General features: G+C 66.0%; 18 protein-coding genes. 3 read left to right on the top strand and 15 right to left on the bottom strand.

Going from position 1 to position 17100, the window contains the following annotated elements:
* Positions 1-295: 295 nt before the first annotated feature.
* The 10 genes from rfaD to cmk form a co-directional block, all read right to left on the bottom strand.
* The gene (gene rfaD / locus FURADRAFT_RS15040) at positions 296-1291 is read right to left on the bottom strand and encodes an ADP-glyceromanno-heptose 6-epimerase (RefSeq protein ID WP_008955021.1); all 996 of its coding nucleotides are present in this window, start codon (positions 1289-1291) and stop codon (positions 296-298) included.
* A 26-nt stretch (positions 1292-1317) separates the two neighbouring features.
* The gene (locus FURADRAFT_RS15035; protein WP_008955020.1) at positions 1318-1893 is read right to left on the bottom strand and encodes a DUF924 family protein; all 576 of its coding nucleotides are present in this window, start codon (positions 1891-1893) and stop codon (positions 1318-1320) included.
* A gap of 23 nt (positions 1894-1916) precedes the next feature.
* Entirely contained in the window at positions 1917-2885 is a 969-nt protein-coding gene (gene rfaE1 / locus FURADRAFT_RS15030; protein WP_008955019.1) for a D-glycero-beta-D-manno-heptose-7-phosphate kinase, read from the bottom strand.
* Positions 2886-2889: 4 nt separating this feature from the next.
* Positions 2890-4209 (bottom strand): UDP-glucose dehydrogenase family protein, encoded by a 1320-nt coding sequence (locus tag FURADRAFT_RS15025; protein ID WP_008955018.1) that lies wholly within the window; start codon positions 4207-4209, stop codon positions 2890-2892.
* Positions 4206-4952, bottom strand: coding sequence for an orotidine-5'-phosphate decarboxylase (pyrF, locus tag FURADRAFT_RS15020; protein WP_008955017.1), 747 nt, complete (start codon positions 4950-4952; stop codon positions 4206-4208). Before pyrF ends, FURADRAFT_RS15025 begins: the two co-directional genes overlap by 4 nt.
* A gap of 165 nt (positions 4953-5117) precedes the next feature.
* Positions 5118-6278, bottom strand: coding sequence for a lipopolysaccharide assembly protein LapB (gene lapB / locus FURADRAFT_RS15015; RefSeq protein WP_173387107.1), 1161 nt, complete (start codon positions 6276-6278; stop codon positions 5118-5120).
* A gap of 71 nt (positions 6279-6349) precedes the next feature.
* Complete coding sequence (locus tag FURADRAFT_RS15010) at positions 6350-6643, bottom strand: lipopolysaccharide assembly protein LapA domain-containing protein (RefSeq protein WP_008955015.1); 294 nt, start codon at positions 6641-6643, stop codon at positions 6350-6352.
* A 145-nt stretch (positions 6644-6788) separates the two neighbouring features.
* Positions 6789-7103, bottom strand: coding sequence for an integration host factor subunit beta (locus tag FURADRAFT_RS15005; RefSeq protein WP_008955014.1), 315 nt, complete (start codon positions 7101-7103; stop codon positions 6789-6791).
* A 7-nt stretch (positions 7104-7110) separates the two neighbouring features.
* Positions 7111-8814 (bottom strand): 30S ribosomal protein S1, encoded by a 1704-nt coding sequence (gene rpsA / locus FURADRAFT_RS15000; protein WP_008955013.1) that lies wholly within the window; start codon positions 8812-8814, stop codon positions 7111-7113.
* A 90-nt stretch (positions 8815-8904) separates the two neighbouring features.
* Entirely contained in the window at positions 8905-9573 is a 669-nt protein-coding gene (cmk, locus tag FURADRAFT_RS14995) for a (d)CMP kinase (RefSeq protein ID WP_008955012.1), read from the bottom strand.
* A 319-nt stretch (positions 9574-9892) separates the two neighbouring features.
* Here cmk and aroA point away from each other — a divergent pair, with 319 nt between their 5' ends.
* Both aroA and FURADRAFT_RS14985 read left to right on the top strand, forming a co-directional pair.
* Positions 9893-11182, top strand: a complete 1290-nt coding sequence (aroA, locus tag FURADRAFT_RS14990; protein WP_008955011.1) for a 3-phosphoshikimate 1-carboxyvinyltransferase — start codon at positions 9893-9895, stop codon at positions 11180-11182.
* Positions 11183-11281: 99 nt separating this feature from the next.
* Positions 11282-11737: a pyrophosphohydrolase domain-containing protein gene (locus FURADRAFT_RS14985; RefSeq protein WP_150105082.1), complete on the top strand. Its 456-nt coding sequence runs from the start codon at positions 11282-11284 to the stop codon at positions 11735-11737.
* On the opposite strand, the gene FURADRAFT_RS14980 is transcribed toward FURADRAFT_RS14985, so the two are convergent.
* A complete protein-coding gene (locus FURADRAFT_RS14980) occupies positions 11734-12180 on the bottom strand; it encodes a YaiI/YqxD family protein (RefSeq protein ID WP_008955009.1) in 447 nt (148 codons plus the stop codon). The two genes, FURADRAFT_RS14985 and FURADRAFT_RS14980, sit on opposite strands and share 4 nt — an antisense overlap.
* Before the next feature lie 24 nt (positions 12181-12204).
* The gene (locus FURADRAFT_RS14975) at positions 12205-13089 is read right to left on the bottom strand and encodes a prephenate dehydrogenase (RefSeq protein WP_008955008.1); all 885 of its coding nucleotides are present in this window, start codon (positions 13087-13089) and stop codon (positions 12205-12207) included.
* A gap of 137 nt (positions 13090-13226) precedes the next feature.
* Here FURADRAFT_RS14975 and FURADRAFT_RS14970 point away from each other — a divergent pair, with 137 nt between their 5' ends.
* Complete coding sequence (locus FURADRAFT_RS14970; RefSeq protein ID WP_008955007.1) at positions 13227-13520, top strand: DUF4936 family protein; 294 nt, start codon at positions 13227-13229, stop codon at positions 13518-13520.
* Between the two features lie 120 nt (positions 13521-13640).
* Here the strand turns inward: FURADRAFT_RS14970 and pabC are convergent, their stop codons facing one another.
* The 3 genes from pabC to fabF form a co-directional block, all read right to left on the bottom strand.
* Complete coding sequence (pabC, locus tag FURADRAFT_RS14965) at positions 13641-14453, bottom strand: aminodeoxychorismate lyase (RefSeq protein WP_008955006.1); 813 nt, start codon at positions 14451-14453, stop codon at positions 13641-13643.
* Entirely contained in the window at positions 14453-15748 is a 1296-nt protein-coding gene (locus FURADRAFT_RS14960) for an aminodeoxychorismate synthase component I (protein WP_008955005.1), read from the bottom strand. Before FURADRAFT_RS14960 ends, pabC begins: the two co-directional genes overlap by 1 nt.
* Positions 15749-15849: 101 nt before the next feature.
* The gene (gene fabF / locus FURADRAFT_RS14955; protein ID WP_008955004.1) at positions 15850-17091 is read right to left on the bottom strand and encodes a beta-ketoacyl-ACP synthase II; all 1242 of its coding nucleotides are present in this window, start codon (positions 17089-17091) and stop codon (positions 15850-15852) included.
* Between the last annotated feature and the right edge of the window lie 9 nt (positions 17092-17100).

Raw genomic sequence — 17100 nt, 5'->3', positions numbered from 1 at the left:
ACAGGGATTCCCTGCGGTCATCACCGCGGCCCCGGCCAGCTCGAGAAGCACAGCCGTACAAGTGGTACGGCGAGCATCACAGAACCGGGATGGGGATGTGGCGCTCGTGCCGCGGATTAGAACTGCTAACAAGCACCAGCGCAGCGGTCTTGGCTAGGCGCGCGGCCGCAGACAGTACAAGTAGTACGACAAGTGCTTGCTGGGCGAATCTCCGCGTGCAAATCTTCAATTTGCCCAGTGATAGATTCGCACGCGAGGGCAACAACGCCAAGAGGGGATTTGTTCGCAGTTCTGCTCAGCGGCTCATCAACCAATCGACATACCTATCAACGCCTTGCTCCACCGACAGCATCGGCTCGTCGTAGCCGGCGTCACGCAGCTTGCCGATGTCGGCCTGGGTGAAGCTCTGGTACTTGCCCTTGAGCGCGTCCGGGAACGGCGTGTACTCGAGGATGCCCTGCTCCACCAGCTCGGCATGGCTCAAGGCCGGCTTGCCCTCGTGGCGGCGGCAGGCGTTGACGGTGGCCACGGCCACGTCGTTGAACGGCTGTGCCCGCCCGGAACCGAGGTTGTAGATGCCGGAGAGTTCCGGATTGTCGAGGAAGAACAGGTTGACCTTGACCACGTCCTCCACCGAGACGAAGTCGCGGCTCTGGCAGCCGTCGCCCCAGCCGTCCCAGCCGCCGAACAGCTTGACCTTGCCAGTCTCGCGGTACTGGTTGAAATTGTGGAACGCCACCGAGGCCATGCGCCCCTTGTGCTGCTCGCGCGGGCCGTAGACGTTGAAGTAGCGGAAACCGGCCACCTGCGCGGTCAGGCCTTCCTTCATGCGCTGGCGCAGCACTTGGTCGAACAGGAACTTGGAGTAGCCGTAGACGTTGAGCGGCCCCTCGAACTCGCGCTCCTCCTTGAAAGTGCTGCCGCCGCCGTACACCGCTGCACTGGAGGCGTACAAGAACTGGATTTCCTCGCTCTGACAGTAGTCGAGCAGCGCCAGCGTGTACTGATAGTTGTTGTCCATCATGTACTTGCCGTCGTGGTTCATGGTGTCGGAGCAGGCGCCCTCGTGCACGATGGCCATCAGCTCGCCGTCGTACTCGCCGTCCAGCAGCAGGTCGAGGAATTCGTGCTTGTCGAGGTAGTGGCTGATCTCGCAGTCGACCAGATTGCGGAACTTGTCGCCGGAGCTCAGGTTGTCGACGGCGATGATGTCGGTGATGCCGCGGCCGTTGAGCGCCTTGACGATATTGGAGCCGATGAAGCCGGCGGCGCCGGTAACGACGATGGTCATGGTGTAGTCCTTTTCAGACGGATTCTTCAGAAGGAGGAACCGGGTTCCTCGAGGAACGCCGCTTCTTCCGCGGTGCTTTCCCGGCCCAGCGCGGCATTGCGATGGGGAAAGCGCCCGAAACGTTCGATTACCGCTCTGTGGCGACGGGCGTAATCGATCACATTGTCCTGGCCGGGGTAGCCGGCCAGCGCGGCAAACAGCCGCACCGCCTCGTCCTGGTCGGCAAGCGCCTCGCTATGCTCGAACGGTAGGTAGACGAACCAGCGCGCCACCGGCGGCAGTTGGGTGTCGAGCCCGGCCGCTACCGCCTGCCGCGCCACCTCGCGCGCCCGCGCGTCGCAGCCGAAGGCACGCGCCGTGCCTCGAAACAGGTTGCGCGGAAACTGGTCGGCGACGATCAGCCAGGCCAGCGTGGCGCGGGCATCGCCGAGATCGGGCGGCAAGGCCCCCGCCTCCAGCGCCTCGACCAGCGTCAGGAAGCGCTGCCGGATCGTGTCGTCGAATGCGGCATCCTTGCGGAACCAGGCGCCGCGTTCGCGCGCCAGGCTTTCCTCCTCGACGCCGCCGAACCAGAATGACAGCACCTCGTCGTGCCACAGCATGGCGTGTCCCCTTTGCCAGCCGATTACAACGCGAACAGTTCCGGCTGGGTGCACACCGCGGTGCCCAACTTGCCGACCACGATGCCGGCGGCGGCGTTGGCCAGCGACATCGCCAGCGGCAGCGGCAGCCCGGCGGCCAGCGCCAGTCCCAGCGTGCCGATCACGGTATCCCCGGCGCCCGATACGTCGTACACCTCGCGCGCCAGGGTCGGCTGGTGCAACGCGCCGTCGGCACGGAACAGCGTCATGCCCTCCTCGCTGCGCGTCACCAGCAGGGCGTCGAGGTTCAGTTCGGCACGTAGCGCCTCGGCCTTGGCGACGAGCTGTTCCTCGCTCTGCCAGCTGCCGGCGACCTGCTTGAATTCGCTGCGGTTGGGGGTGAGCAGCGTGGCCCCGGCATACTTGCTGTAGTCGTCGCCCTTGGGGTCGATCAGCACCGGCTTGCCGGCCGCGCGCGCCAGCTCGATCATGCGCGAGACGTGGGTCAGCCCGCCCTTGCCGTAATCGGACAGGATCACCACGTCGTGGTCGGCAACGATGGCGGCGTACTCGTCCAGCTTGTCGGCGAGGATCTCATGGCTCGGCGCATCTTCGAAGTCGAGCCGGATCAGCTGCTGCTGACGCGCCACCACGCGCAACTTGATGGTGGTGGAGATGCCGGCGTCGCGCTTGAACGAGGTGGCGATACCGTCGGCATCCATCAGCCGTTCCAGCGCGCTGGCGGCCTCGTCGTCCCCGACCACCGACAGGATGGTGGCCTTGCCGCCAAGACCAGCGATATTGCGCGCCACGTTGGCGGCACCACCGGCACGCTCTTCCATGCGGCCGATCTTGGCCACCGGCACCGGCGCCTCCGGCGAGATGCGGGAAACGTCACCGAACCAGTAGCGGTCCAGCATCACGTCCCCCACCACCAGCACGCGCGCGCGCCCCATGGCTTCGGCCAGGCTGGCCGGCTGCAAGGCCAGCGCCTGCAACAGTCCCGTCGTCATGGTCTTACCTCCCGATCGCCAGGTAGTCGAAGCCCTGCTCGCGCAGCCAGGCCGGGTCGTACATATTGCGCCCGTCGATGATCACCGGCGCCTTGAGCGCGGCGCGGATCGCCTCGAAGTCCGGGGCGCGGAACATCTTCCACTCGGTGACGATCAGCAGGGCGTCGGCCCCGTCGAGCGGGCTCATCATGTCCTCGGCGAAGCGCAGGCGCGGATTGTCGCCCATCACGCGGCGCGCTTCCTCGGCGGCGACCGGGTCGTACGCCACCACCTCGGCGCCACGGCGCGTCAGCTCGGCCACGATCACCCGGGAGGGCGCCTCGCGCATGTCGTCGGTGTTGGGCTTGAACGCCAGCCCCCACAGCGCGAAGCGGCGCCCGGACAGGTCCTCGCCGAAGCGCGCCACTGCCTTGTCCACCAGGCGCAGCTTCTGCGCGTCGTTGGCGGCTTCCACCGCGTCCAGCACGCGCAGGGTATGGCCGTGGGCCTTGCCGCTGCTGATCAGCGCCTTGACGTCCTTGGGGAAGCACGAACCGCCGTAACCGGCGCCGGGGTAGAGGAAGTGGTAGCCGATGCGCGGGTCGGAGCCGATGCCGCGGCGTACCAGCTCGATGTCGGCACCCAGCGTCTCGGCCAGGTTGGCCAGTTCGTTCATGAACGAGATGCGCGTCGCCAGCATGGCGTTGGCAGCGTACTTGGTCAGCTCGGCACTACGCACGTCCATGAACAGGATGCGCTCGTGATTGCGCTGGAACGGCGCGTACAGGCGGCGCATCATCTCGACGGCGCGCTCGTCCTCGGCGCCGACCACGATGCGGTCGGGCTTCATGAAGTCCTCGATCGCCGCACCTTCCTTGAGGAATTCCGGGTTGGACACCACGCTGTAGTCGAGCTGGGCGTCGCGCTCGGCCAGCACCTCGGCGAGCGCCGCCCTGACCTTGTCGGCGGTGCCGACCGGCACCGTGGACTTGTCGACGACGACCTTGTAGCCGTCCATGTAGCGACCGATGTTGCGTGCAGCGGCCAGCACGTACTGCAGGTCGGCCGAACCGTCCTCGTCCGGCGGGGTGCCGACGGCGATGAACTGGATGTCGCCAAAGGCGACCGACTCGGCCACGTCGGTGGTGAAATGCAGGCGACCGGCCGCCACATTGCGGCGCACCATGTCGTCCAGGCCCGGTTCGTAGATCGGGATGCCGCCGGCTTGCAGTAGTTCGATCTTGGCCGGATCGACGTCGAGGCAGCACACCTCGTTACCTACTTCGGCGAGGCAGGTGCCGGTGACCAGGCCGACGTAACCCGATCCAATAACGGTAATTTTCATGCTTGGGTCATCCGGAAGTGAGCGATGTCCTGGTTGATCTTGCATAGCACCTCCAGCGGCTCAGCGGCCTTGGTGATTGGGCGACCGATCACCAGATAGTCGGCGCCGGCGGCCAGCGCGGCGGTCGGCGTCATTACACGGCGCTGGTCGTCGGCGGCGCTGTCGGGCAGGCGGATGCCCGGCGTCACCAGCTTGAACTCGGCGCCCAGCTCCGCCTTGAGCAGGCTCGCCTCCTGCGCCGAACACACCACGCCGTCGAGACCGCTGTCGCGGGTCAGCCGCGCCAGGCGCAGCACCTGCTCCTGCGGCGGCACGGTGATGCCGATTTCGGCCAGGTCGGCCGCTTCCATACTGGTCAGCACGGTAACCGCGATCAACAGCGGACGCTGGCTGTACTGCTCCAGCGCCTCGCGCGCCGCCGTCATCATGCGGCGGCCGCCGGAGGCGTGCACGTTAACCATCCACACCCCCGCCTCGGCCGCCGCCTTGCAGGCGTGCGCCACGGTGTTGGGAATGTCGTGGAACTTGAGATCGAGGAAGACCTGGAAGCCGCGTGCGGCCAGGCTTTCCACCAGCGCGCGGCCGGACGCGGTAAACAGCTCCTTGCCCACCTTGACGCGACATTCGACGGGGTCGAGGCGAGCGGCAAAAGCGAGCGCGCTGTTGGCGTCGGCGAAATCCAGCGCGACGACGACCGGAGACACAGGCGCTCCGGACAGGTTGGCCGAAACCAAAGGATTCATGCAGACTCCTGAAACGATTTAAAGCCCGCTACAGTCGGCAAGCACGCCAGGACAGCGAGAGAGCCGACAGCACGCAGGAGCCACATGTACCACGTCGTACAGGAGGACGCCACACACCGTCGGTGCTCGGGTTGCCAAGGCGTAGCCGCCTGATGAAATGGGCGTTTAGTGAATCTCCGAGCGGTTGGGGGTGAAGCTCTCCCATTCGCCGCAGGCCGGGCAGTGCCAGAAGAAGGCGCGCGAACGGAAGTTGCAGCATTTGCAGCGATGCACGGTGAGCCGCTGCGCATGTTTGGAGACCAGGGTACGAATGACCTCGGCGTCGGCACGGCCTTCCGGCGTCAGCCCGTCCATTTGCGACTCGATCAGCCGGTACACCCCATTCAGGCTGGGCCGGGCATGCACCGCCTCGCGCGCCGCTTCCAGCGCGCGCGCCTCCCCCTCGTAGGTGGCGACCTTCTGGTACAACAGATCGGTCAGCTCCAATTGCGGGAAGGTTTTCTGATAGCCGCGCAGCAGTGCAATCCCCTCGCTCGGCTTGCCAAGTTTTTCATACGCGTCGAACAGCCGCTCGGCGGCCATCGACAGGTATTCGAAATTCTGTTTCTCGATGCCCTGCCAGGCCGCGATGGCCTCTTCGAGACGGCCTTCGGCGAACTCGATGTCCCCCAAGATCAGGCTGGCGCGCACGCACTTGCGATTGGCTGCCAGCGCTTCGGTGACGTGACGACGCGCCTCGGGATAATTGGACTTGTACAACTCGCCCTGGGCCAGTTCACAGTGGTACTGGGCCACCTCGTGCTGGTAGGAGTGGGCGTCGCTGCGCAACTCCTTGGCCGTGGCGATGGCCTTCTCCCAATCGCGGTCCTGCTGGTAGATGTCGAGCAGTTGCCGCCGTGCCGAGCGCCCCATGTTGCCACTGAGCAGCTTGAGCAAAATCTCTTCGGCCCGGTCGACCAGGCCGGCCTTGCGGAAGTCCTGTGCCAGTTCGAAACGCACGGCGTCGCGTTGCTCGGACGGCAAGTCGGTCGACTCCAGCATCCGCTGGTGCAAGCGGATGGCACGGTCATTCTCGCCACGCTTGCGGTAGAGCTTGCCGAGGGTCAGCGGCAGTTCCTGCACCGCCGGTTGCTGCCGGGCCACTTCGGCCAGGGCCTTGACCGCTGCGCCACTGTCCTCTTCCACCAGGGCATCGAGGCCACGGAAGAAACCCGCCGGGACTTCCTTTGCCTGCTTCAGCACCGAACGCATGTCGACGCGCGCCGCCAGCCAGCCCAGGGCAAAAAACGCGGGGAACAGCAGCAACCACCACAGATCGAGCTCCAAGGCCATCCTTTCTCTTCAACGACAAAAATACGGCTGCCGCCCGGAGGGGCGGCAGCTTGCAACGGTCATCATCAATCGGCCAAGGCGTCGCTGGGGTCGTGCACCACGCGCGGCGAAGGCGGTCGATTGCGCAATTCCTTTTTCAGCAGCGACAGCTGACGGCGCAAGCGCAGGTAGTAGGACAGGGTCGCCAACAGGCCGACCGCCGCTCCGGCAATGAAAAACACCAGCAGAAACACGATCAGCGGTGCGCTCCAGACCTGTCCAAAGAACAGCTTGAAATCGACCTGATGGCTGTTCTGCACCGTCACGGCGATCAGCAGCACCAAGAGGACAAGTTCGATGATACGCAGCACGTAGCGCATGGTTTTTCTCGGGGTAAGGAGTAAGCCGGAGTGCAAGTTTAAACGATTGGCTGACACAACCCAAGCCGCGCGGGAGGCGGCAACGAAAAAGCGCCGCAATGAGCGGCGCTTTGCTTGGGCTGGTAAGACAGCAAGGGCAGGCCTTTCAGACCTGCTCCTGGGCAAGCAGCGCGAGATCAACCCGTTCGCGCAGTTCCTTGCCCGCCTTGAAATGCGGCACAAACTTCTCAGGAACCGAGACGCTGCTGCCCGACTTCGGGTTGCGCCCGACCCGCGGCGGCCGGTAGTTCAGATCGAAACTACCGAAGCCGCGGATTTCGATGCGCTGCCCGGTGGCCAGGCTGCCGGCCATCGCGTCCAGGATGGTCTTGACGGCCAGCTCAGCATCCTTGTAGACCAACTGAGAATTGCGCTCGGCAAGATGTTCCGCCAGCCTGGCAATCAGCTCAGATTTGGTCATGATGCCATTACTCAGCGTTGTTGCCCGAAGACAGCTTGGCTTTCAGCAGCGCGCCCAGGCTGGTGGTACCAGCGCTGACGTTAGCATCGCTGGCAGCCAGGGAGCGCAGGGCAGCGCCTTCTTCCTGGGCATCCTTGGCCTTGATGGACAGGCTGATGTTGCGGCTCTTGCGATCGACAGCGATGATCACGGCCTCAACTTCGTCACCTTCCTTCAGGTGGGTGCGGATGTCTTCCACGCGGTCGCGGGACACTTCCGAAGCGCGCAGGTAGCCTTCGACGTCACCGTCCAGCTGAATCACGGCACCCTTGGCGTCCAGCGACTTCACGGTACCCTTGACCAGGGCGCCCTTGTCGTTCATGGCAACGTAGTTGTTGAACGGATCGCCTTCGAGCTGCTTGATGCCCAGGGAGATACGCTCTTTTTCCACGTCGATGGACAGAACAACGGCTTCAACCTCGTCGCCCTTCTTGAACTTGCGCACGGCGTCTTCGCCGGTTTCGCTCCAGGACAGGTCGGACAGGTGAACCAGGCCGTCGATGCCGCCCGGCAGGCCCACGAACACGCCGAAGTCGGTGATCGACTTGATGGCGCCGACCAGCTTGTCGCCCTTCTTGTAGGTCGCAGCGAAATCGTCCCACGGGTTGGCCAGGCACTGCTTCATGCCGAGGCTGATACGGCGGCGGTCTTCGTCGATCTCGAGGATCATGACTTCGACTTCGTCGCCAACCTGAACCACCTTGGACGGGTGTACGTTCTTGTTGGTCCAGTCCATTTCGGACACGTGCACCAGACCTTCGATACCTTGTTCGATTTCAACGAACGCACCGTAGTCGGTCAGGTTGGTCACCTTGCCGAACAGGCGGGTACCGGACGGGTAGCGACGGGACAGACCAACCCACGGGTCGTCGCCCAGCTGCTTGAGGCCCAGCGAAACGCGGTTCTTTTCCTGGTCGAACTTGAGCACCTTGGCTTCGACTTCGTCGCCCACGGCGAGGACTTCGGACGGGTGCTTGACGCGGCGCCATGCCAGGTCGGTGATGTGCAGCAGACCGTCGATGCCACCCAGGTCAACGAACGCACCGTAGTCGGTGATGTTCTTGACGATACCTTTAACCACAGCGCCTTCGCACAGGGTTTCCAGCAGAGCTTTGCGCTCTTCGCCCAGGGTTTCTTCCAGCACGGCGCGGCGGGATACCACCACGTTGTTGCGCTTGCGGTCCAGCTTGATGACCTTGAACTCGACTTGCTTGCCTTCGTACGGGGTGGTGTCTTTCACCGGACGTACGTCAACCAGGGAGCCCGGCAGGAAGGCGCGGATGCCGTTGACCATGACGGTCAGGCCACCCTTGACCTTGCCGCTGATCAGGCCGGACATGATGGTGCCGGCTTCCAGAGCTTCTTCCAGCTCGATCCAGGCGGCCAGACGCTTGGCTTTTTCGCGCGACAGCTTGGTTTCGCCGAAGCCGTTTTCCAGCGCGTCGATGGCCACGGTCACGAAGTCGCCAATAGCCACTTCGATAACGCCGCTATCGGCCTTGAATTCTTCAACCGGAATCAGCGACTCGGACTTGAGGCCGGCGTTCACGGTTACAAAGTTGGAATCAAGGCCAACAACTTCGGCCGTGATCACTTCGCCTACGCGCATGTCGTGAAGGGTGAGGCTTTCTTCGAACAGCTGGGCGAAGTTTTCCATAGCGAGGGTAGTCATTAAGATTACTCACACGTGCATGCCTTGCGGCACGCGGGTTAGTGGTTGAGATACCGTCTTGCAATGCAGCAAAGACGGGTGCTAAAAAAATTAGAGGCCGGAGGCCTGTTGCTCCCTGAACCACTGAACGACTGCCTCGACCGCTTGGTCGATCGTCAGTTCGGTGGTATCAAGCAGTTTGGCATCCGGCTCCTGGCGCAGGGGGGCGACCGTTCTGGCGGCATCGCGCGCATCACGATCGACTATGTCCTGCTTAATCTTTGGAAGGTTAGCAGATTCCCCCTTGCCGATCAACTGCTTATAGCGCCGGCTGGCTCGCTCGTCGGCACTGGCAGTCAAGAAAACCTTGAGCGTCGCGGTGGGAAACACCACCGAACCCATATCGCGCCCGTCGGTGACCAGGCCGGGTGCCTGACGGAAGGCGCGCTGGCGCTCGAGCAGCGCTTCGCGCACCGCCGGCAGCGCACCGACACGCGAGGCACCCATGCCGATTTCTTCGCCGCGGATGGCGCCGCCGGCGTCTTCGCCGTCGAGCCAAACCGTGCCGTCGGCAAAGGCGACCGGCAGTTGGCGCGCCGCCTCGGCCAGCGCGGCCTCGTCGTCCATGGGGATGCCGCGGCGGATGGCGAGCAAGGCCACCAAGCGGTAGAGCGAGCCGGAATCGAGATAGTGGAATCCGAGCTGGTCGGCCACTAGGGCGGCCACGGTGCCCTTGCCGGAGGCGGAGGGTCCATCGATGGTGATGACGGGTACGGTCATGTCGAGAAAAACCTGAGCAATAAGGTTGGCCGAAGCGAACCGGAAAAAGGGATCATTCTAGCTCAGCCAACACGGCCCCGGGGCTCGGGAATAGCGCGGCGAGCCACGCGCCGTCCGGCCAAGAGCGGGCAGGAAGAAGAACCGGCCGGGCACTCGCCGTGTCAGTGAGGTCTTCCGCGCCGTCCCGGTGAGCGCTTCCTGGCGGACAGGCCCGGTTTGCCTAGACGGCGGCCACACGGGTACAGTGGAGTGCCGAAGGCGGTACGATCCGATGTCGTGCCGCGATGACTCAGACCGAACCGTTCAAGAATCCGATCCCATGGAACAGCTGCTTCTTTCGCCCTCCCCCCGCCTGTCGGGCACCATCCGCCTGCCCGGCTCCAAGAGCATCTCGAACCGCACCCTGCTGCTGGCCGCGCTGGCCCAGGGCAAGACGCTGGTGCGCGAGTTGCTCGACTCCGACGATATCCGCCACATGCTGGGCGCGCTGCGCCTGCTGGGCGTGACCATCGAGCAGGTCGGCGACAGCCGCGACTTCGTGGTGCAAGGCGTGGGCGGGGCGTTTCCGGTGAAACAGGCCGAACTGTTCCTCGGCAACGCCGGCACCGCCTTCCGCCCGCTGACCGCAGCGCTGGCGCTGATGCAGGGCGAGTACCAGCTGTCCGGCGTGGCGCGCATGCACGAGCGGCCGATCGGCGATCTGGTCGACGCGCTGCGCGTGGCCGGCGCGGACATCCGTTACCTCGGCAACGCGGGCTTCCCGCCGCTGGCGATCGCCCCGGCGACGATCGACGCCGGCCGGGTGATCCCGGTCAAGGGCAACGTGTCGAGCCAGTTCCTCACCGCGCTGTTGATGGCGCTGCCGCTGACCAGCGAAGCGGTGACCATCGAGGTGGTCGGCGAGCTGATTTCCAAACCCTACATCGAGATCACGCTCAACCTGATGGCGCGCTTCGGCGTCAAGGTCGAGCGCCAGGGCTGGCAGCGCTTCACCATTGCCGCCGGCCAGAGCTATCTCTCGCCGGGCGAGATCCACGTCGAGGGCGACGCCTCCAGCGCCTCCTACTTCCTTGCCGCCGGCGCCATCGCCGGCGGGCCGGTGCGGGTGGAAGGCGTCGGTCGCGACAGCATCCAGGGCGACGTGAAGTTTGCCGACACCCTGCGCGAGATGGGCGCGACCATCAGCATGGGCGACAACTGGATCGAGGCCAGCGCCCCGGCCGGCGGCCTCAAGGCGCTCGACGTCGACCTCAACCACATCCCCGACGCCGCGATGACCATCGCCGTGGCGGCGCTGGCGGCCGACGGCACCACCACCATCCGCAACGTGGAGAGCTGGCGCGTCAAGGAAACCGACCGCCTGTCGGCGATGGCCACCGAGCTGCGCAAGGTCGGCGCCACGGTGGAGGAAGGCCGCGACTACATCCGCATCACCCCGCCGGCGGCGCTGACGCCCAACGCCGAGATCGACACCTACGACGACCACCGCATGGCGATGTGCTTCTCGCTGGTGGCGCTGATGGGCACCCCGGTGGTGATCAACGACCCCAAGTGCGTCGCCAAGACCTTCCCCGACTACTTCGAGGTGCTGGCCTCGCTGACGCGCTGAGCGCCTCCGCGTCGGCACCGCAAAGCGCCCGTCAGCGGGCGCTTTTTTCATGCCAAAACACCTTATCTTGTTATCACAAGGCAAATCGATAACAATATATTGACCAAAACCCGCGACTTCAACGCCATGACCGACTTCTTCGCCCTGCGCCGCGAGTTCATGCAGCGCTTCGACCTGACCCCGCCCGCCCAGCCGACGCCGCAGCCGACCGACCTGACCTTATGGGAGACCATGCTGCGCGAGGAACTGGCCGAATTCTGGCAGGCGCTCGCCGAGTACAAGGCGCTGGCCGGCGTGGACGAGGCCGAGCGCGTGCGACGCATGGCGGAGCTCGCCGCCGAAGGGGTGGACGTGATGAACGTGATGACCGGGCTGTTGCTGTCGCAGGGCCTGCCGGTGGCCGAGATGGCGCGGGAAATCCACGCCGCCAACCTGCGCAAATGCGTCGACGGCCAGGTGCGGCGGCGTGCCGACGGCAAGATATTGAAGCCGGACGGCTGGCAGCCGGCCGACAAGGAAGGGGTGATCCGCGCCGCCCTGCCGCAGGAGCGCTAGCGCCGCCTTGCCAGCAGCCGGTCGAGCTGGGCGGCGAAGGCCTGGCGCTCACGTTGGCCGAAGGCCGACGGCCCGCCGGTCATGACGCCGCTGTCGCGCAGCTCGGTCAAGAAATTGCGTAGCGCCAGCGCCTCGCGGATGCTGGCGTCGCTGTACAGCTCGCCGCGCGGGTTGAGCGCCAGCGCGCCGCGCTCCACCACCTGGGCAGCGAGCGGAATGTCGGCGGTGATCACGATATCCCCCACCTCGACCTGCTGCGCGATGTAGTTGTCGGCGACGTCGAAGCCGGCCGGCACCTGTACCGTGCGGATATGCGCAGACGGTGGCGTGGCGAGCAAGCGGTTGGCCACCAGCACCAGCGCCGTGGCGGTACGCTCCGCGGCGCGGTACAGGATGTCCTTGATCACCACCGGACAGGCATCGGCATCCACCCAGATCGTCATCGTTCTTGCCCTTTCTTGCATGGCCTATCCCTGGCGCATGAAGCGCTGATTCCACGCCACGCGTGCCGCGCGCGCGGTGTCGAACACCTCGGCCAGACCGGTGCCGTCGCCCGCTGCCAGCAGGGCTTGCAGCCGGCCGAGCGCCGCACGGTAGTCATCGAGCTCGCTCAGCAGCGCCGCGCGGTTGGCCAGGCTGATGTCGCGCCACATTTCCGGGTGGCTGCCGGCAATGCGGGTGAAGTCGCGAAAGCCGGTGGCGGCAAAGTCGAAGCAGCGCGCGGCGTCGTCCTTGCCGGCGATCATGTCGACGTAGGCAAAGGCCAAGAGATGCGGTAGATGGCTGACGGCGGCGAACACCGCGTCGTGCTCGGCGGCGCTCATCACGTGCACCTTGGCTCCGCAGGCCTGCCACAGGCGGCTCACCAGCTCGCTGGCGTCGGCGCCGGTTTCGGCCAGCGGCGCCAGCACCACCTTGCGGTTTTCGTACAGGCCGTACTGGGCGGCGACGGCGCCGGACAGGTCGGAACCGGCGATCGGGTGGGCCGGCACGCAGCGCGCCAATTGCCGCGGCAGGTGCTGGCGGAACAGCGCGACCACGTCGCTCTTGGTGCTGCCGGCGTCGGTGACGATGGTGTGCGCCGGCAAGGTGTCGGCCATGGCCGCCAACAGTGCCCCCATCTGCCCGACCGGCGTGGCGAGCAGCACCATGTCCGCCTGCGTCACCGCGTCGGCGATGTCCTGGCTGATCTCGTCCACCACGCCCAGTTGCAGGGCGCGCTGCAGATTCTCCAGCGTGCGGCCGACGCCGATCACGCGCTCCACCAGGCCGGCGCGCTTGAGCGCCAGCGCAAACGAGCCGCCGATCAGACCGACTCCGACCACCACCAAGGTCTTGATGCCTTGCTGCACCGTTTTTCCCCTTCAACCCGGCAAGACCGCTCCGGCAGGCCGGCGCGGCGTGTGAACTATGGTAAAGGGTCTATCATAAGCGATTTTGCCGGGCGGCTGCCGAGCAAAGGTCGATTCAACATCCCGGGGAGAACACCATGACGCATTCGCTGTACCTGTACTACCAGGTCGCCGTGCCCGACGCCAGGCTATACCAGACGGTGCAGGCGCTGCAGCAGGAGCTGTGCGCGCGCTGCGGGGTGAGCGCGCGGCTGCTGCGCCGGCGCGATGATCCAAACACCTGGATGGAGGTTTACGAAGGGATCGCCGACGACGCGGCATTTGTTGCCACGTTGGCCGAAGCCGAGCAACGCCACGGCATCGCGGCCTTGAGCGGCCCCCGCCACGCCGAATGGTTCCAGCCTCTGGACGAAGCAGGCCCGGCGCCCTGAGCGGCGCCGCGTGAAACCGTGCAGCGCCAAGCCGTTGGCGAAAGATCGGAGGGGCGGAATACCGCGAAGTGCATCGTTGCAGAAGCCTGGCGCGCTCCGCACCACGACCGTGTGTGCTTTTCAGGCCGCCGCAGCGAGCTGTGCCGCGAGCGCCCGCAAGGCGTGCGGAATCGGCCAGGTCCGCTCCCCCAGCCGCACCACCGGCCAGATCCCGATCAGGCTGTTGCACAGGAACACAGCCTCGGCGGCGTCGAGATCGGCCAGCGTCAGGCGCGCCTCACGCACCGCCAGGCCGAGCGCCGGGGCGTTGTCCAGCACCCAGGCGCGCAGCGCACCGGCCACGCCGCTGCGGTCGAGCAAGGGCGTGGCGAGTTCGCCACCGCGCAGCAGGAACAGATTGCTCATGGTGCCCTCGACCAGATAGCCCTCGCTGTCCAGCAGCAGCCCCTCGTGGATCGTCGGGTCGCTCCATTCCGAGCGCGCCAGCACGTTTTCCAGCCGGTTGAGATGCTTGATGCCGGCCAGGCGTGGCTGCAGGCCGAGGCGCAGCTCGCACCGCCGTACCGTCACCCCCTGCTCCGCCAGTTCGGCCGGGTAGCCGGTCCAGGGAGATGCCGACACGATGCGCGTCGGCACCGCGTCGGCCGGCATGGCGTAACCGCGCCGCCCGACGCCGCGCGTCAGCACGATCTTGGCCACGGCACGCTCCAGACCGACCGCGGCCTGCGCCAGTTCGGCCAGGACCAGACGCTCGTCCGGCAACGGCAAGGCAAGCCGTGCGCAGTCTTCGGCCAACCTTTGCCATTGCCAGCGCCACAGCCGGGGCCGTCCACCAACCAGCTGCAGCGTGCGGTACACGCCGTCGCCGTAGGCGAGGCCGCGATCGAGCGCCGAGACCTGCTCGTCCGGCACGCCGTCGATCAGCATCGCCATCAGGCCTGCTCCACGCCCAGCGCGCGCAGCAGGCCGCGCGCCTTGTGGCGCGTCTCCTGCAGCTCGCGCTCGGGGTCGGAGTCGGCCACGATGCCGCCGCCGGCGCGGAAGCGCAGCTGCTGGCCTTCCTGCATGAAGGTGCGGATCAGGATGTTCAGGTCCATGCTGCCGTCGCGGTTCAGGTAGCCCAAGCTGCCGGTGTAGGCGCGGCGTGCGCCGGCTTCCAGCTCGCGGATGATCTGCATGGTGCGCACCTTGGGGCAGCCGGTGATGGTGCCGCCGGGGAACAGCGCGCGCAGCACCTCGGCCGGCGTCACCTCGGGGCGCAGCCGGCCGCGCACGTTGGATTCGATGTGGTGCACGTAGGCGTAGCTGGCCACCGCCATCAGCTCGTTCACCTCCACCGTGCCGGGCTGGCTGATGCGGCCGAGGTCGTTGCGCTCGAGGTCGATCAGCATGACGTGCTCGGCGCGCTCCTTGGTGCTGGAGATCAGGCGCTGTTTCAGCGCAGCGTCCTCCGCCGGGTCGGGCGAGCGCGGATGGGTGCCGGCGATCGGCCGCGTCTCGGCCCAGCCGTCCCGGACCCGCACCAGCCGCTCCGGCGACGAGCTGACGATCTGCGCCGTGCCGAAGTCGGCCAGCGCCGAGAACGGCGCCGGGTTGGCGCGGCGCAGCGCGGCGAACAGGTCGGCGGCGCGCACCGCGTCGGCCAGCGTGGCGCGCCAGCCGCGCGAGATGTTGACCTGGAACACGTCGCCTTCGACGATGTAGCGCTTGAGCCGCACCACGGCGTCGGTGTACCAGCTCGGGTCGTCCTCCGTCAGGCTTTGCAGCGCCACCGGGCGCGGCGTGAACGGCGCCACGGCCCCCACCCTGGCGCGCAGTTCCGCCAGTTCCGTGGCGCTTTCCGCCACCAGCCAGCCTTGGCCGGCCGCGCGGTCGAGCAGCACCGCCGCCGGCACGCGCGCGAGCGCCGCCAGCGGGAAGCTGTCCGGCACCCCGGCCGGCACGCTGGGCTCGAACTCCGACAGCAGGTCGTAGCCGAGAAACACGAACCAGCCGCCGACGAAGGGCAGGCGGTGCGGGTTGTCCACCGGCTGCGGCACGATGGCGCGCACCGCGTCGAGAAACGCGCCGCCCTCGCCGTCGTAAAACAGCCGGGTCTCGCCCGGCAGGGCGAACAGCATGTCCCAGCCCTGCTCGCCGGAAGACATCAGCAGGTAGGGAAAACGGGCCCGATCGGCGGCGTGCAGCGCCAGCAGATCGGGGGAAACATCGAGTCGTTCGGTAAACATGACCGGTCCTGGGCCCGCGTCGGGACGACGTTGGCCGAAAAAAGAAAAACCGCTGCGAGTGTAACGCAGCGGTTTCGGCTGTCAATGACGCTTCAGGACGCTCAGACGCGCTTGAAGACCAGTGTGCCGTTGGTGCCGCCAAAGCCGAAGGAGTTGGAGATCGCCACATTGATCGGCATCTCGCGGGCGGTGTTGGCGACGTAGTCCAGATCGCAACCGCCCTCGACATCCTGTTCGAACAGGTTGATGGTCGGTGGCGACACCTGGTTGTACAGCGCCAGCACCGAGTACAGCGCCTCGACGCCACCGGCGCCACCCAGCAGGTGACCGGTCATCGACTTGGTCGAGTTCACCACCAGCTTCTTGGCGTGATCGCCGAAAGCCAGCTTCAGTGCGGTAGTCTCGTTGGCATCCCCCAGCGGAGTGGAAGTACCGTGCGCATTGACGTAGTCCACCTCGTCCGGGTTGACACCGGCATCGCGCAGCGCGTTCTTCACGCCACGGGCCGGGCCTTCGCTGTTCGGCGCGGTGATGTGGTGCGCGTCCGAACTCATGCCGAAGCCGATCAGTTCGGCATAAATGCGGGCGCCACGCTTCTTGGCGTGTTCGTACTCTTCCAGCACTAGCACGCCGGCGCCCTCGCCCATCACGAAACCGTCACGGCCCTTGTCCCACGGACGGGACGCGGTGGCCGGATCGTCGTTGCGCGTCGACAATGCCTTCATCGCGGCAAACCCGCCGATGCCCAGACGCGAGATGGCGCCTTCGGCACCACCTGCCACCATCACGTCGACGTCGCCGTACTGGATCAGGCGCGCGGCGTCACCGATGCAGTGCGCGCCGGTGGTGCAGGCGGAAACGATGCCGTAGGTCGGCCCCTGGTAGCCCTTGAAGATCGACACGTGGCCGGCAATCAGGTTGACCAGCGAACCCGGGATGAAGAACGGGCCGATCTTGCGCGGACCGCCTTCCATCAGGGCCACGCCGGTTTCCTCGATCAGCGGCAGGCCGCCGATGCCGGAACCGATGTTGACGCCGACGCGGGTCTTGTCGAGATCGGGAACGTCCTCGAGCCCGGCATCGGCGATGGCCTGGAAGGCCGCGGCGATGCCGTAATGGATGAACACGTCCATGCGGCGTGCATCCTTCGGCGCGATGTAGTCGCCGATGTTGAAATCTTTCACCTCACCGGCGATCTGGCACGCCAGGTCGCTGGCGTCGAAACGGGTGATGGTGCCGATGCCGGACTTGCCGGCCAGCAGGTTGGCCCAGCCGGAGGCAACATCGTTGCCAATCGGGGACACATGGCCAAGGCCGGTTACTACTACTCTACGTTTGGTCACGGGGCTTTC

This window comes from Pseudogulbenkiania ferrooxidans 2002, from assembly GCF_000174355.1.
Classification (GTDB): domain Bacteria; phylum Pseudomonadota; class Gammaproteobacteria; order Burkholderiales; family Chromobacteriaceae; genus Pseudogulbenkiania; species Pseudogulbenkiania ferrooxidans.
This window is presented reverse-complemented; position numbering and strand designations above follow the sequence as displayed.